The sequence below is a fragment of the Achromobacter sp. 77 genome (assembly GCF_020541125.1).
Taxonomy (GTDB): Bacteria; Pseudomonadota; Gammaproteobacteria; order Burkholderiales; family Burkholderiaceae_B; genus Achromobacter; species Achromobacter mucicolens.
The window spans coordinates 132,757-147,502 of record NZ_CP059848.1; the positions used below are offsets into that span (position 1 = coordinate 132,757).

13 protein-coding genes are annotated in these 14,746 nt (G+C 65.2%); 6 read left to right on the forward strand and 7 right to left on the reverse strand.

The features are described 5' to 3' along the window. Nucleotides 1-126 precede the first annotated feature (126 nt). Nucleotides 127-789, reverse strand: a complete 663-nt coding sequence (locus tag H4P35_RS00615) for a hypothetical protein (RefSeq protein WP_180099770.1) — start codon at nucleotides 787-789, stop codon at nucleotides 127-129. On the opposite strand from H4P35_RS00615, the gene rpoN reads away from it, so the two are divergent. After that, on the forward strand, nucleotides 788-2,233 hold the full coding sequence (gene rpoN / locus H4P35_RS00620; protein ID WP_056327751.1) for an RNA polymerase factor sigma-54: 1,446 nt from the start codon (nucleotides 788-790) through the stop codon (nucleotides 2,231-2,233). The two genes, H4P35_RS00615 and rpoN, sit on opposite strands and share 2 nt — an antisense overlap. 121 nt (nucleotides 2,234-2,354) lie before the next feature. Next, nucleotides 2,355-2,633 carry a bacterioferritin-associated ferredoxin gene (locus H4P35_RS00625; protein WP_056327752.1) on the forward strand — a complete coding sequence of 93 codons (279 nt, stop codon included), beginning with the start codon at nucleotides 2,355-2,357 and terminating at the stop codon, nucleotides 2,631-2,633. A 29-nt stretch (nucleotides 2,634-2,662) separates the two neighbouring features. Here H4P35_RS00625 and H4P35_RS00630 read toward each other — a convergent pair whose 3' ends face one another. After that, on the reverse strand, nucleotides 2,663-3,526 hold the full coding sequence (locus tag H4P35_RS00630; RefSeq protein ID WP_226847690.1) for a LysR substrate-binding domain-containing protein: 864 nt from the start codon (nucleotides 3,524-3,526) through the stop codon (nucleotides 2,663-2,665). A 132-nt stretch (nucleotides 3,527-3,658) separates the two neighbouring features. Between H4P35_RS00630 and H4P35_RS00635 the strand changes: the two genes are divergently transcribed. After that, a complete protein-coding gene (locus H4P35_RS00635) occupies nucleotides 3,659-4,570 on the forward strand; it encodes a DMT family transporter (RefSeq protein ID WP_226847691.1) in 912 nt (303 codons plus the stop codon). A 391-nt stretch (nucleotides 4,571-4,961) separates the two neighbouring features. Continuing rightward, entirely contained in the window at nucleotides 4,962-5,438 is a 477-nt protein-coding gene (gene bfr / locus H4P35_RS00640; RefSeq protein ID WP_056327755.1) for a bacterioferritin, read from the forward strand. 93 nt (nucleotides 5,439-5,531) lie between these two features. On the opposite strand, the gene H4P35_RS00645 is transcribed toward bfr, so the two are convergent. The 4 genes from H4P35_RS00645 to H4P35_RS00660 form a co-directional block, all read right to left on the reverse strand. Further along, nucleotides 5,532-6,206, reverse strand: a complete 675-nt coding sequence (locus H4P35_RS00645; protein WP_226847692.1) for a hypothetical protein — start codon at nucleotides 6,204-6,206, stop codon at nucleotides 5,532-5,534. Nucleotides 6,207-6,243: 37 nt separating this feature from the next. Continuing rightward, the gene (locus H4P35_RS00650; RefSeq protein ID WP_063954092.1) at nucleotides 6,244-7,851 is read right to left on the reverse strand and encodes a peptide chain release factor 3; all 1,608 of its coding nucleotides are present in this window, start codon (nucleotides 7,849-7,851) and stop codon (nucleotides 6,244-6,246) included. A 109-nt stretch (nucleotides 7,852-7,960) separates the two neighbouring features. After that, nucleotides 7,961-8,590, reverse strand: coding sequence for a LysE family translocator (locus tag H4P35_RS00655; RefSeq protein ID WP_056327758.1), 630 nt, complete (start codon nucleotides 8,588-8,590; stop codon nucleotides 7,961-7,963). Nucleotides 8,591-8,635: 45 nt separating this feature from the next. Further along, entirely contained in the window at nucleotides 8,636-10,171 is a 1,536-nt protein-coding gene (locus H4P35_RS00660) for a DEAD/DEAH box helicase (RefSeq protein WP_226847693.1), read from the reverse strand. A 305-nt stretch (nucleotides 10,172-10,476) separates the two neighbouring features. On the opposite strand from H4P35_RS00660, the gene H4P35_RS00665 reads away from it, so the two are divergent. Together H4P35_RS00665 and H4P35_RS00670 are read left to right on the forward strand one after the other, a co-directional pair. Beyond that, on the forward strand, nucleotides 10,477-11,949 hold the full coding sequence (locus H4P35_RS00665) for a YdgA family protein (protein WP_152383123.1): 1,473 nt from the start codon (nucleotides 10,477-10,479) through the stop codon (nucleotides 11,947-11,949). Nucleotides 11,950-12,080: 131 nt separating this feature from the next. Further along, on the forward strand, nucleotides 12,081-13,532 hold the full coding sequence (locus tag H4P35_RS00670) for a YdgA family protein (RefSeq protein ID WP_226847694.1): 1,452 nt from the start codon (nucleotides 12,081-12,083) through the stop codon (nucleotides 13,530-13,532). Between the two features lie 3 nt (nucleotides 13,533-13,535). On the opposite strand, the gene H4P35_RS00675 is transcribed toward H4P35_RS00670, so the two are convergent. Then, a complete protein-coding gene (locus tag H4P35_RS00675; protein WP_226847695.1) occupies nucleotides 13,536-14,744 on the reverse strand; it encodes an amidohydrolase family protein in 1,209 nt (402 codons plus the stop codon). Nucleotides 14,745-14,746: the final 2 nt, after the last annotated feature.

Below are 14,746 nucleotides of genomic sequence, written 5' to 3' on the forward strand. Positions count from 1 at the left end.
GTAAGGGCGCTTGATCCGGGAGCTTGTGGCTGTTTTCTCGGTCGATCGCGGACGTTGCCGCGGATTGGCGGCGCAAACAGCAAGGCCGCCTTGCGGCGGCCTCATGTCGAATTTAGATAAGTGAAATTAACGAGCAGGGCCGATGCGGGGTTCGACGTAACGATCGCCACGCGGTTCGCGCGGACCGTCAACCCGGGGATCAACGCGGCGGTCGTCACCGCGGCGGCCGTCATCCCGAGGATCGCGGGTCGGCCGGTTGGCGCCGCCTTCAAGAATCCGGGCCTGGTCGGCCACCATGTCGATCTTGCCGACGCGGTTGTGGCGCAGCTCGTACAGCGAGCGGCGCAGGTCGCCGACGGTGAAGGGTTCCTGGCGGTCGCCCCACGTCCAGCGCAGCACGCCCAGCGATTCCTCGGACAGGTTCGGCGCCAGTTCGGCCAGCGTGTCCGTGCCAACGGGCGTCGCGGCGCCGGAAGCCAGGCTGGCGTAGAACCACGCGCGCACCGAGAAGAAGACGATCAGCGTCCAGATGCCGGCAACCACCCACCAGAGATAGGGGTTGATCCGCTGCGCCATGTCCATGGTCGGCTGGCCCAGCGTGTGCAGAAAGTCATAGTTCATGCGCTTGCCGAAATCCAGTATCCACGTGGCAACGAGATACCAGACAACCAGGGCGACGGCGATGACGATCGCGCGCAGAACGAGTCGGGGAAGCGCCAGTTTGAGCAGGGTCTGACCGATCAATCGGCAGTCCTGGCGAACGCTTGCGGGCGAAGTCAGATTCATCATGCAAAATATTGTACCTATGACCCGTCCAATTTTAGAACTGCGGCCTGGCCAGCACCTGACGCTGACCCCACAACTTCAGCAATCGATCCGATTGTTGCAGTTGTCCACGCTCGACCTTGAAGCGGAAATCTCGCAAGTGCTGGCCGAGAATCCCCTGCTGGATCGCGAGGACGAGCCGGCGACGGCGGAGGATCGGGCCGAATCCGAGCGCGAATCTTCGGTTCAGGACGACGAACCGGCGGCCGAGCGCGAGACCGCCATCGACGAGATGCCTGGCTCGGGCGGGGTGTATCCCGACGACGACGCCAGCCTGCCCGAGGCGGCGCGGCCGGACACGCTGCGCGAACATCTGCTGGGTCAGCTTGCCCTGACGCGCGCCGCGCCGCGCGATGCCGCGCTGGCGTCCCTGTTGATCGACGAACTGGACGAAAACGGCTACCTGGGTTCGCCGCTGGACGAAATCCTGGGTTGGCTCCCTGCCGAAATGGAGCCCGACATGGACGAGCTGCGCGCCGCCCTGTCGCTTCTGCAATCGTTCGACCCGGTGGGCATCGGCGCGCGCGACATGGCTGAATGCCTGCAACTGCAACTGCGCAATCCCGATCTCACCTTGCTGCCGGAGGCGGCTGACCCCGTCGTGCTGGCCTGTGCGCGCCGGATCTGCGCCGAGCACCTGCCGCTGTTGGCAACCGGCAACGCCGCGCGCCTGTGTGCGGCCGTCGGCTGCGACGAGACCACGTTCCGCGCGGCGCATTCGCTGATCTTGCGCCTGGAACCCCGGCCGGGTCGGGCCTGGACCGTGCCGGCGGCCGAGTACGCAGTGCCGGACGTCATCGTCCGCAAGACGCGGCGCGGCTGGCAGGCCACGCTGAATAGCGCCGCGGTGCCGCGGCTGCAGATCAATGGGCTGTACGCGCAGATGCTGGGCAACCAGAAGGAATCCGCCCACGCCGGCCTTCAGGCCCAGCTGCAGCAGGCCAAATGGATGATCCGCAACGTCGAGCAGCGCTTTGACACGATCCTGCGCGTGTCGCAGGCCATCGTCGAGCGTCAGACGGCTTTCTTCAGCCAGGGGCCGGCGGCGATGCGTCCGCTCATCCTGAAAGACATCGCCGGCGAGCTGGGTTTGCATGAATCGACCATTTCCCGGGCCACAACACAGAAGTACATGCTCACTCCATTCGGCACGCTGGAGCTCAAGCGCTTCTTTGGAACGGGCGTGTCGACAGAAGGCGGCGACGCCACGTCGGCTACCGCGGTGCAGACCTACATCCGCCAGATGGTGGCCGACGAGAACCGCGCCAAGCCGTTGTCGGATAGCCAGATCATGCAAAAACTGGCCGATCAGGGGATAGTGATTGCGCGCCGGACGGTGGCAAAGTACCGCGAAGCGCTGCGGATTGCCCCCGCCGCCCTGCGCAAGGCGCAGGCCTCCGCACGCTGAAATAAGGGACGCGCTTCGGCAAATTCGTCCCTGTTTTCAATGGCTTGCGTGACAGGTCGGTTGCAAATTTATTTGCGCAAAGGGCTTGTCAGGGCATCAATATTTTTCGATAATCATTCGCATGTACATTTGCGTATGTAATGCCATCACCGAACGCCAAGTCCGCGCCAGCGTGGACGCCGGCGCGACGACGCTTTCCGACCTGCAGTTCGAGCTGGGCGTGGCCACGTGCTGCGGCTGCTGCGCGGCAACCGCCGCCGAATACCTGCCGGGCGGCCGCTGCTCCAGCGTGTGCGACGTGCGCTCCATTGCGGTTCCGGTCAATGCTCCCGCCCTTGTCGAATCGGACACGCCGGCTGCCAACAGCAGCTTCCCGATTCCGCTGGTCGCCATCGCCTGAGCATTGGTGTCTTTACCGGCTCGCTGCCTTCATGCGGCGAGCCGCGTCATTTCCTTCTCGCAAAAATCCCTGATATCCATCGCCAGCTGACGCGCGGGTTCACGTGCGGGGCCGGCCACGCATAACGCCAATTCCGAAGGCGGCACCGCGGGCAGGCCCACGTCCAGGATCCGGTGGCCGGCGCCGATGCAGCGGCGTTCCAGCAGCGCGATGCCCAGGCCGCCGGCCAGGGCGGCCTGCACCCCCGACAGGTTCGGGCTTTCATAGGCGATGCGCCAGCGCCGTCCGGCCGATTCCAGCGCGTGGATCGCGCGGTTGCGGTAGATGCAGCCCTGCGGAAAGGCGACCAGGGGCACCGGCGCCTCCGCGCCCAGGGCAAGCTGCACCGAATCGCTACCGATCCAGTGCAGCCGTTCCGGCCATGCCGCCAACGCCGCGCCCGCACCCGGCTCACGCTTGAGCAACGCCACGTCCAGATCCCCGCGCGCCAGGCTGCGGGTCAGGACTGCGGTCAGATCGCAACGCACCGACAACTGCACGCCCGGCCGTGTCCGCGCGAATTGGGCGACGACAGCCGTCAGCGCGTCGACCGCAAAATCGTCCGGAATGCCCAGGCGGATCACGTCCACGCGCTTGCGGCCGCTGACGGCTTCACGGACCTCAGTGGATAACGCCAGCATCCGGCGCGCGTAACCCAACAGGCGTTCGCCTTCTTCGGTTAGCTGGACCTGGCGGCCCTCGCGCAGAAACAGCGGGCATTCCAGCGTGTCTTCAAGCTTGCGGATCTGCTGGCTGACGGTGGACTGGCTGCGGTGCACGCGTTCGCCGGCGGCTGTGAATCCGCCGGCATCCACTACCGACACAAAGCTGTGCAAAAGATCGAGATCAAGCATGGGGTGCCCCGAGCCATTTGATTTTCAAATACTTTCGATCCGAATAAAGAGTTTGTCAATGGATGGGGCCGCGAGGAGAATGCCTGCATCCCGCCGCCACTGCGGTTGCAGTCCCACATTGCCGGATCCGCCATGAAGGCTCTATCCACCCCTGCTTGCGCCTTGCCCGCGAACGACCGCCCTGGCATCAGCCTGGCGCCGATCGCCGCGTTCTGCTTTCTGTGGAGTTCGGCCTTTGCCGCCGCGAAGATCGCGGTGCGCGATTGTCCGCCGCTCACACTGCTGACGATCCGTTTCCTGATTGCGGGCGCGCTGATGCTGGGGCTGGCAGCGGCCAGCGGTCGCTGGAAGCTGCCTTCGGGCCGCGACCTGGCGGCGCTGGTGCTGCTGGGGGTGCTCAACAACGCGCTGTATCTGGGCCTGAGCTGGTCGGGGATGACCACGGTGTCATCCGCGTTCACGGCGGTGCTCATCAGTACGAATCCGCTGCTCGTCGGCGTGCTGGCCGGGCCAATGCTGGGCGAGCGGCTGAGCTGGCGCAAAATGCTCGGGCTGTGCCTGGGCCTGACGGGTGTTGCGCTGGTGTTGCGGTCGCGTTTGACCGGCATGCAGGAAGACCTGCACGGGACGCTGCTCGTCACGGGTGGTCTGGTGGCGCTGGTGGCCGGCACGCTGCTCTACAAGCGGCTCAAGCCCACTTCCGGTCTGTGGACGTCGACCGGCATTCAATCGCTGGCCGGCGCCGCGGCGCTGCTGCCATTTGCGCTGGCCACCGAAAGCCTGGGCGATGCGCGCCTGACCACGAGCCTGATCTGGAGCATGGCCTACATGATCGTGGCGGTGTCCATGGGCGGGTATTACCTGTGGTTCATGATCCTGGGCCGCGCCAGCGCCACCTCGGCGAGCGCGCTGCATTTTCTGATGCCGCCATTGGGCCTGCTCTTCGGATGGGTGGTGCTGCGCGAGCCCGTTTCGTGGCTGGACCTGCTGGGCATCGTTCCCATCGCGTTTGGCATCTGGCTCGCGACGCGGCGCACCGCGTAAGTTGAGAGCGGTCAATATTGAGGGCGGTCAATGCGGCCCGCTGCGGTTGCTGATATGCAACGGGCGCGCGTTGCGCTGGCAGGGAGGGATCGCACACCATCAATGCGCATCCCGCGCACAAAGTCCCGGCATGCGCGCGCCCCATTCGGCGTGACGCGCATCGCAAAGCCGCGCCAATCCGTCCCCGAGTGTGCAAGGCCTCACGCACGCATACTCATTCTCATTAGCCTGTCGCTTTCTTGTTGCGCTCCTAAAGCCGTTTACCAAATGCCGCGCAAGGCTAGGCGCGGCCCGGCGCCGAATGGTAGTCTGCACGGGTTGCGTACGCGCGGCATCGTGCGCTCCTTTGTCGCGATGCGCTCGCGTCGCGCCTGACTGCAAGGAGTCCATCATGAAAGGCGACAAAACCGTCATCCAGTTTCTCAACAAGCAACTGACCAATGAGCTGACGGCCATCAACCAATACTTCCTGCATGCCCGCATGCTGAACCATTGGGGCTTCGACAAGCTGGGCAAGCACGAGTACGAAGAATCGATCGGCGAAATGAAGCATGCTGATCGTCTGATCGCCCGCATCTTCATGCTGGACGGCCTGCCCAATCTGCAAGACCTGCACAAGCTGCTGATCGGTGAAGACGTGCCGGAACTGCTGGCCTGTGACCTGAAGCTCGAGACGGCTGCCCAGGCAACCGTCAAGGAAGCCATTGCCTATTGCGAATCGGTGCGGGACTACGTGTCGCGCGATCTCTTCCAGGACATCCTGGACGACACCGAAGAGCACATCGACTACCTGGAAACCCAGATCGACCTGATCGACAAGGTCGGCATCCAGAACTACCTGCAAAGCCAGATGTCCGTGCCCGAATAAGGCACTTGGCTGCAAAAGAAATGGCGCCCCGCGGGACGCCATTTTTCATGCTGGAAAGCTGTGCAGGTAGGCTGATATGCCGCTGCAGAGACCTTACTGCGGACGGGCCGGGCATTCGGCCATCGTGCCCCAGGCGCGGTTCGGCGCGCAGTACTTGTTGCGCGCGTTCCAGGAACACGAGGGACGCTCGAAGAAGCCTTGCGTGGCGCATTGGGCCAGTTCGCGCCGCAGCGCATCCTGCCAGCCCTGGGCGCCGGGTGTCGGCGCCGTGTTGGGCGGCGGCGGGGGCGCCTGCACCATTTGCGGCGTGCCGTAGCTGCCGCCGGCGGCCACGCCGCCATTGATGGCGGTCGACGTGCCCGGAACCAGCAGGTCCATGGTGCTGACGTCCGACGTGCCCGAGGGCAGCGGCACGTGCGACGAGGCAGCGATTTCGCGCGCCTGTTCGGGGCTGATGCGTTCGCGCGAGATCTGGACAGCGGGGTCGCTGACCGTGTCGAACAGCGACACGGTATTGACCTGCCATTCGCGGTCGGCCGGCTTGTCCGGCACGCCCAGCGTGCCATCGATGCGCGGTTGCGGCGGCTGCGCCACGTACGGACGGCCATTGGCGTCCAGCACGGGCTGCTGGGACGCGGCGGCGTCCTGCCCAGGAGCGGGCGCGGCCGCGGGCGCGTGCGCCACCAGCCAGTCACCCAGTTGAATACCGCCCCAAGCCGACGCGCCGAGCGCGATCAGGAGCGTTGCGATCAAAAAACGCCAAGACATTGCTACCCTCAATCTGCCGTGCGGAACCCGAACGGGTCTACGCTTTGTCTCCGAAAACCTTGCCGCCGTGCTCCCGCATGGCATGGAATTTCACATCGGGATACAGTTCCTCGGCGACGCGCAACTGCGCGGGAGAACCGATCAAAAACGCCGCAGCATCGACCACATCATAGGCGATATGGGCGGCATTGGCATCCATGAACTTGCGCAGCGCCTTGGGGTTTTCAGACGTAATCCAACGTGCCATTGTGTAGCGCGACGGCAGCATCCGGGCATCGACGCCATACTCGGTCTTCAGGCGGTGCGCGACCACTTCGAACTGCAGTTGGCCGACCGCGCCCAAGAGCAGCGAGCCGCCGGCGACATCGGGACGGAACACCTGAATGGCGCCTTCCTCGCCCAATTGGGTGAGGCCGGTGCGCAGCTGCTTCGTGCGCAGCGGGTCCTTCACTTCGACCGCCTGGAACAGTTCCGGGGCGAAGAACGGCAGCCCGGTGAACTGCAGGGTCTCGCCTTCGGTCAGCACGTCGCCCAGTTGCAGCACGCCGTGGTTGGGGATGCCGATGACGTCGCCGGCATAGGCCTCGTCCAGGAGTTCGCGGCGCTGCGACAGGAACGACACCACGTTGTTCGGGCGCATTTCCTTGTTGGTGCGCGCCACTTTCAGGCGCATGCCGCGTTCAAAGCGGCCGGAGCTCACGCGCACGAAGGCAACGCGGTCGCGGTGCGCCGGGTCCATGTTGGCCTGCACCTTGAAGACGACGCCGGTGAACTTGGGTTCTTCGGGCTGCACTTCGCGTTGCAGGGCCGTGCGCGGGCCCGGGGGCGGCGCCTGGTCGACCAGGGCGTCCAGCACTTCCTGCACGCCGAAGTTGTTGATGGCGGAACCGAAGAACACGGGCGTCTGCTTGCCGGCCAGGAACTGGTCGCGGTCGAACGCGGGCGCTGCTTCGTTGATGAGTTCGATCTCGCCGCTGGCCTGGTCGAACGCGCTGCCAAAGCGTTTGGCGATCTCGGGGTTGGTCAGGCCTTCGATGAAGTCGTCGTTGTCGGAGCGGCGCTCCTGGCCCGGGCGGAACACGCGCATGCGGTCGCGGCGGATGTCGAACACCCCGCCGAACGACTTGCCCATGCCCACCGGCCACGAGAACGGCACGGCGTCCATGCCCAGGTGCCCTTCGATTTCCGACAGCAGTTCCAGGGGCTCGCGCACTTCGCGGTCCATCTTGTTGATGAACGTGATGATCGGCGTGTTGCGCGCGCGGCAGACCTGCAGGAGGCGGATGGTCTGCGGCTCGACGCCGTTGGCCGCGTCGATCACCATCAGCGCGGCGTCCACCGCCGTCAGCACGCGGTAGGTGTCTTCGGAGAAGTCCTGGTGGCCCGGGGTGTCGAGCAGGTTGATGACGCAGTCGCGATATTCCATCTGCATCACCGAGGACGCCACGGAGATGCCGCGCTGCTTTTCGATTTCCATCCAGTCGGACGAGGCATGGCGCGACGCCTTGCGCGCCTTGACGCTGCCGGCGATCTGGATCGCGCCTGCGAACAGCAGCAGCTTTTCCGTCAGCGTGGTCTTGCCCGCGTCAGGGTGGGAAATGATGGCGAACGTACGGCGCCGTGCGACTTCGTTGGAAATGCTCATATCGGAGGTTTCTGCTTGGCGCCGTCAATCAGGCCGGCGCGGTCCGGTGTCGTGCACGAAAACATGTGGGGCACGCGCCGTTGCCGGCACGTGCCCCACGCTTTTTGATTCAGTTGTGGCGGCGGAAGGTCGCCAGGAACACGCCCGCCAGGATAAACAGCGACCCGAAGGTCCGGTTCATCCAGCGGATGTGCTTGGCATCGCGCAAGAGGCGCAACACGCGCGCCGCCAGCAGCGTATACACGCCCATCGCCACCAGGTCAGTGAACGCCAGCGTTGCCGCCAGCGCCGCGTACTGCGGCGTCAAGGAGAGCGCGGGGTCCACGAATTGCGGCACCACGGCCAACAGGAACACGGTGCCCTTGGGGTTCATGGTGTTGATCAGGAAACCGCGCATCACCAGATCACGGATGGACGCCTTGCGGGGATCGCCCGCGTCCACAGCAACGGGTGCGGCATCCGTGCGGATCTGGCGCACGCCGAGGTAGATCAGGTAGGCCACCCCCAGGTACTTGACGACGTTGAACGCCATTTCCGAGGTGGCCAGCACGGCGCCCAGGCCCACGGCCACCACGACGAACTGGAACAGGATGCCCAGGATCAGGCCTGCCGTGTTCCAGTAGCCGCGCGCAAAGCCGTATTTCAGGCCTGACGACATGGCCGAGATCGCGCCGGCGCCCGGTGAAAACGAAATGGCCCAGGAGGCCAGGAAGAACGTCAACCAGGTGGATAAAGGCATGATGGCGCGGGTCCGTGGGTCGCAGTGTCGGGGTTGCCAGTGATATTACTTGCTCAGCAGCGCGGCGCGGGGCGCACCGCCCGGACGGCCTTGGCCCGAGCGTCCTTCGGCCGGGCGGCCGGCGGGCGCATTGCCTGCCGGGCGCGACGAACCTTCAGGACGGCGGTTCTGCTGGGGACGGCCCTCGGCGCGGCCGGCGTGAGCCGGACGGTCGGCGGGCTTGCCCTCGCGCGAACCGGCATTGCCACGGCCTTCACCGGCGCGGGCCGGCGCGGGCGCGCGGCCGCCTGCCGCCGCGCGCGGCTGGCCCTGGGCGGGACGCGAGCGGCCCGAGCCGCCGTTGCCGCCACGGCCGCCATTGCGATGGCCGCCGCGCATGTTGCGCGTGTCTTCGTCACGCTCCTGGCGCTCGAACGACGCTGCGCTGGTGGCCGGAGGCGTCCAGCCTTCCACCGGCTTGCGCTCGATGGTCTTCTTGATCAGGCGCTCGATGTCCTTGAGCAGCTTGATCTCGCTGTTGTCGACCAGCGAGACCGCGGCGCCGGTGGCGCCCGCGCGGCCCGTGCGGCCGATGCGGTGGACGTAGTCTTCCGGCACGTTGGGCAGCTCGAAGTTCACGACCTGGGGCAGCTGGTCGATGTCCAGGCCGCGGGCGGCGATGTCGGTGGCGACCAGCACGGTCACGGTGCTGTCCTTGAAGCCGGCCAGCGCGCGCGTGCGGGCCGATTGGCTCTTGTTGCCGTGGATGGCCGCGGCGGTCAGGCCGTCCTTGACGAGCTTTTCGGCCAGGCGGTTGGCGCCGTGCTTGGTGCGCGTGAAGACCAGCACCTGGTGCCAGCCGCTTTCACGGATGATGTGGCTGATCAGGTCGCGCTTGTGGTGCTGCTCGACCAGGTGCACGGTCTGCGTGACGAGTTCGGTGGCGGTGTTGCGCGGGGTGACCGAGACTTCGCCCGGATTGTTCAGCACGCCGCGTGCGAGGGTACGGATCTCGTCGGAGAACGTGGCCGAGAAGAGCAGGTTCTGGCGCTGCTTGGGCAGCAGGGCGAGAATCTTGCGGATGTCGCGGATGAAGCCCATGTCCAGCATGCGGTCGGCTTCGTCCAGCACCAGGATTTCCACGCCCGACAGGTCCACCGTCTTCTGGCCGCAGTGGTCCAAGAGGCGGCCCGGGGTGGCGACCAGGATGTCCAGCGGCTTGCGCAGCGCGGAGATCTGGGGGTTGATATTGACGCCGCCGAACATCACCATGGACGTCAGCGAGGTGTACTTGCCATAGGTCTGCACCGATTCGGCCACCTGTGCGGTCAGTTCACGCGTCGGGGTCAGGATCAGGCAACGGGGGCGGCCGGGCTTGCGAGCCTCGGGCTTTTTCTGCGACAACAGGTGCAGGATCGGCAGCGTGAAACCGGCGGTCTTGCCGGTGCCGGTCTGGGCGGCTGCAAGCAGGTCGCCGCCTTTCAGCACTTGGGGAATGGCCTGGGCCTGAATGGGCGTGGGCGCGGTGTAGCCGGTATCGGCAATGGCGCGCAACAGCGAATCAGCCAGCCCGAGGTCGGCGAAAGGGGAAGTGGTAGTCAAAACAGCTCCAGCGGCAGCCTGTCGCTCTATTTGAGAGACTCCAATCCAGGCGGTCGGTATAAGGAGAAAAGGGAAGCGCCCATCAGGGGCGAAGCTTGGCAGCGAAGGGCCTAGCGGACGTGCGCAGATTGGCTTGGCGCACGAAGCGGATTGTAGCTGATGTGGCGGCGCAGCAAGTGGTCAAAAGGTCCCTATAGAATCAAACAGCAATATTTCGTATTAACTTCGAACAAAATAAGTGTTTTCCCTAGTCGGCCCTCCCTATAATCCGTCGGCTTTCATCTATTCAAAATAAAAGGGATGCAATGAAGAAATCGGCAATAGTTGGCATCGTCGTCGCGCTGGGCGCGGTCTGGACCGGCACGGCCTGGTACACGGGCCAAAAGGCCGAGGAATTCGTCAAGCAGGCCATCGAGGACTCGAACGTCGAGCTCAAGAAGGTTGCGGACAAATGGGGCATCAACGCCGTCGCCGAACTGGTCTCGTTCGACCGCGGCGTCTTCACCTCGGTGTCGCGCTACCGCATCAAGTTCACCACGCCCGCCGCTGACGGCAAGCCCGCGCAAGAGCGTGACGTGGTGTTCGTCGAACACCTGAGCCATGGTCCCCTGCCTTTCTCCAACCTGAAGTCGGGCAAGTTCATGCCGGCCATGGTGGCCAGCGATTTCGCGCTGGAAGAGACGGACACGGTCAAGGACTGGTTCGCCGCCGCCAAGGGCGCCGTGCCGCTCTCGGGCCACTACAGCGTCAGCTACGGCAAGGACATTTCCGGCAAGTTCAACATGGCGCCGGTCGAAGTCGCCAAGGACGCCACCAAGCTCGTCTTCTCGGGCATGAAGGGCGACTTTGAATACGCCACCTCCACCAAGCGCGGCGTCTTCGACGTGGCGGCCGACAGCCTGGAGCTCTCGGGCCCGTCCGACAACAGCGACATCACCGCCATGGCGGTCAAGGGCATCAGCCTGACCAGCGACCTGAAGCCGGCTGCCAACGAGATGTACGTCGGCAGCCAGAAGCTGACGTTCAAGGACTGGACGATCACGTCCCGCGAAAAGCCGCCCGTCCAGTTCAAGGACACGTCCATCGCCGTGGACATGACCGAGAACGGCCCGGCCATGGGCGCCAAGATGGCCGTGGACTTCGGCATGATCAACGTGCAGGCCAAGGACGTGGCCGGCATGAAGCTGGTCGTCGACGCGCAGAACCTGGACTCCAAGGCGCTGAAGTCGCTGAACGACGTCTATGAAGCCGCCTCGCGCCGCATGCTGCAAAGCCAGGGCGAAGAGCAGACGCCGCAGTTCACGGAAGAAGAAAAGGCCGTGCTCAAGACCAACTTCGAGCAGCTCTTGGCCGGCAACCCGACGCTGGCCGTGTCCCCGCTGGAAGTGCGCACCGCCAACGGTACGTCGACCTTCAACCTGAACCTGGCGCTGGTCAAGCCGGCCGCGCTGGAAGGCGAGGCCTCCGACATGGCGTTGCAGGCTCTGAAGAAGCTGGATGCCAAGCTGGTGCTGTCCAAGGGCAACCTGGCGGACCTGATGGCCATCGAACCGCAAATGCGCGGCGTGGCCCCCGAGCAGGCCGCGCAGACCGCCAAGGGCCAGGTGGAAATGGTCGGCACCATGGCCACCGCGATGGGTCTGGGCAAGGTCGAGAACAACAACATCGTCACCTACCTGAACTACGCCGACGGCCAGGTGGACTTCAATGGCAAGAAGATGCCGCTGCAGCAGTTCCTGATGATGGCGATGGGCGGCGTGATGGGCGGCATGCGCTAAGCTGCCGCAACACGAATGGCGCGCCGCAATCGTCTCGGCGCGCCTGACACGGGCTGTCTTGCGACAGCCCGTTTTTCTTTGACGCGACCGATCGCGGCAATCCCAGGGTTTCACAAACGGACAGGGGCAACATGAACAAGCGGATCGTGGCGGGTGGCGCGTTGGTGGCGGTGGTGGCCGCGGCGTGGGTCGGCACCGCGTGGTACACCGGCAAAGAGATCGAATCCCGGCTGGCGCAGGACGTGCAGGCGTTGAATGCGCAGGCGCAGCGCCTGGGTGCGAAGGTGGGTGTGCCCGTGACGCTGGAACTGCTGTCGTTCGAACGCGGCGTGTTTTCTTCCGAAGCGCGGTTCGGTGCGAAGGTCACCGTGCAGTCTGGCCGCAAACCCGCCGAGAAGGCGTTTGCGTTCACGAGCAACATTGAACACGGTCCGTTTCCCGCCTCTCGGCTTGCGTCAGGCGACGTCGCGCCCGTGATGGCGGCGGGCCGGCTGCACATGACGGAGACGCCCGATGCGGCCGCCTGGTTCGCGGCCGCAGGCGGATCGGCGCCGGTGACGGCGAACTTTCTAGTCGCGTATGACCGCGACTTTTCCGGCGATCTGGCGCTGGCGCCCGTCAAGTATGCCGACGCTCCGGTCACGTTCGACTTCTCGGGTTTGCAGGCGCAGGTCGAACATGCCGGTGACGGCACGCGCGACGCGGTGTCATTGGCCATCGGCAAGGCCTCGCTGACTGAAGTGATCAAGGACAACCCTTACACGCTGACCCTGGATGATCTGGCGTTATCGCATGAATTGACGGGTCCACCCGAGTCCACCGCGAGCAGCACGACGCTGACGGTGAAGCAATGGGCTTCCGATCTGGACAAGCTGCCATTGAGCCTGAAGGACATTGCGCTGACGCTGGGTTCGGACGGAATCCCCGAGCGCATGACCGGCAAGATGACGCTCGATGTCGGCAGCATCAGCGTGCGCCACCTGCATGTGGCCAAGCTGCAGATGGCGGCGAGCGGCAAGGACTTGGATGTTGCGTCGCTCAAGGCGTTTCAAGACGCCACCGCAAGCTCGCCGCTGCACGCGCAGAAGGCCGATCCGCTTTCGGGCGACGGAATGCTTGCCGCGTCGCATATGTTGAAGTTTCTTCTGGCCCGCCCCAGCTTCACGCTGTCGACGCTGCAGGTCGACACGGCGCGTGGCACGTCGACGCTCAGCCTGGATATCGGCCTGGATGCGCCGTCGTTCTGGAAACGCGACCCTATCGCCATCATCAAGGAAGTCGTGCGTAACGTGAGCGTGCGGCTGAAGCTGTCGCCGGAGAACATGGCCGATGTGATCGCGGCACGGGCGGAACTGAAGGGCGCCACGCGTGAGGCAGCCCGGTCGGCGGCCGAGCGGGAAGCCGCAGGCGTGCGCGGCCTGGTCGCGGCAACATCCTGGGCCCGTATCGAGGACGGCGTGATCCAGTTCGAGGCGGACTACCGCGATGGTCAAGTCGACATCAACGGAAAGCGCATACCCATCGAAATGTTCCTGGGCCAGATGTTCATGCGCAACTCGCAGGGCGCCGCACCGGCGCCCTGAGGTTCAGAACGGCAAGGCGCCCGCCGCAAGTTCGCCGTTGCGCAGCACGGCCACGTGAAAGCGCTTGTCGGCGGCCTTCATGATGTCTTCGGCGGGGTCGCCCTGCACCAGCAGCAGGTCGGCCACCTTGCCCTCAGCAATCACGCCGTGATCGGTCATGCCCATCAGGTCATGGCCGCGTGACGTGCCGGCGATCAACGCGTCCACTGGCGTCATGCCAAACTCCACCATGTACGCCAACTCCATCGCGTTCTCGCCGTGCAGGTTGAACGGCGTGCCCGCGTCGGTGCCCAGCGCGATGCGTCCGCCCGCCTTGTAGTACATCTGAAACGACTCGCGATGCCGCTGTTCCACCGCGCGGGCCTTTTCCACCGCGTAGGCGGGAATGCCGTTGTCGGCATTGGCGATGATGTTGCGCACGGCGGCGATGGTCGGCACCAGGTAGGTCTCGGCCTCCAGCATCTCGCGCAGGCAGTCGTCGTCCATGAAGATGCCGTGCTCGATCGAATCGATGCCCGCGCGCACCGCATTCAGGATGCCCTGCGTGCCCTGCGCGTGACTGGCGGTGCTTTTGCGAAAGCGCTTGGCCTCGTGCACGCCCGCTTTCATCTCGTCGAAGCTGTAGTGCGCGTCCATGGGGCTGACGCCCGGCGTCATGACGCCGCCCGTGGCCATGATCTTCACGAGGTCGCAGCCCGCGTGGACCTGTTCGCGCACCGCCTTGACGACTTCCTCGCAGCCGTCGGCCACGCGGCCGATGCGGTTGCCGTGGCCGCCCGTCATGCAGATGATGCGGCCCGAGGCCTTGATGGTGGGACCGGGGAACACGCCACGCGCAATGGCGTCGCGCACGCCGAATTCCAGATAATCCTTGCCGCCGCAGTCGCGTAGCGCCGTGACGCCGCCGCGCAGGCTGGCCTGCGCGTTCTCCAGCGCGGTCAGCGTGATCTGCGCGGGGCCCTGCTTGCTCAAGTGGGCGTTGGGGTCGGCGCCGCCCGTGTAGACCAGATGCACGTGGCAATCGGCCAGGCTGGGCATGAGCGTCATGCCGGTGGTGTCCACGCGGGCGCCTGCATAGCCTGAGAATTCCGCTGCCGGCGCCACGCGGGCCACGCGCGCGCCTTCGACCAGCACGCCGTGTCCGGGCAGCGTCTGCCCTTCTCCGTCGAATACCTTGCCGCCGATGAAAAGGGTTTGCCGTGTCGCGGTCATGT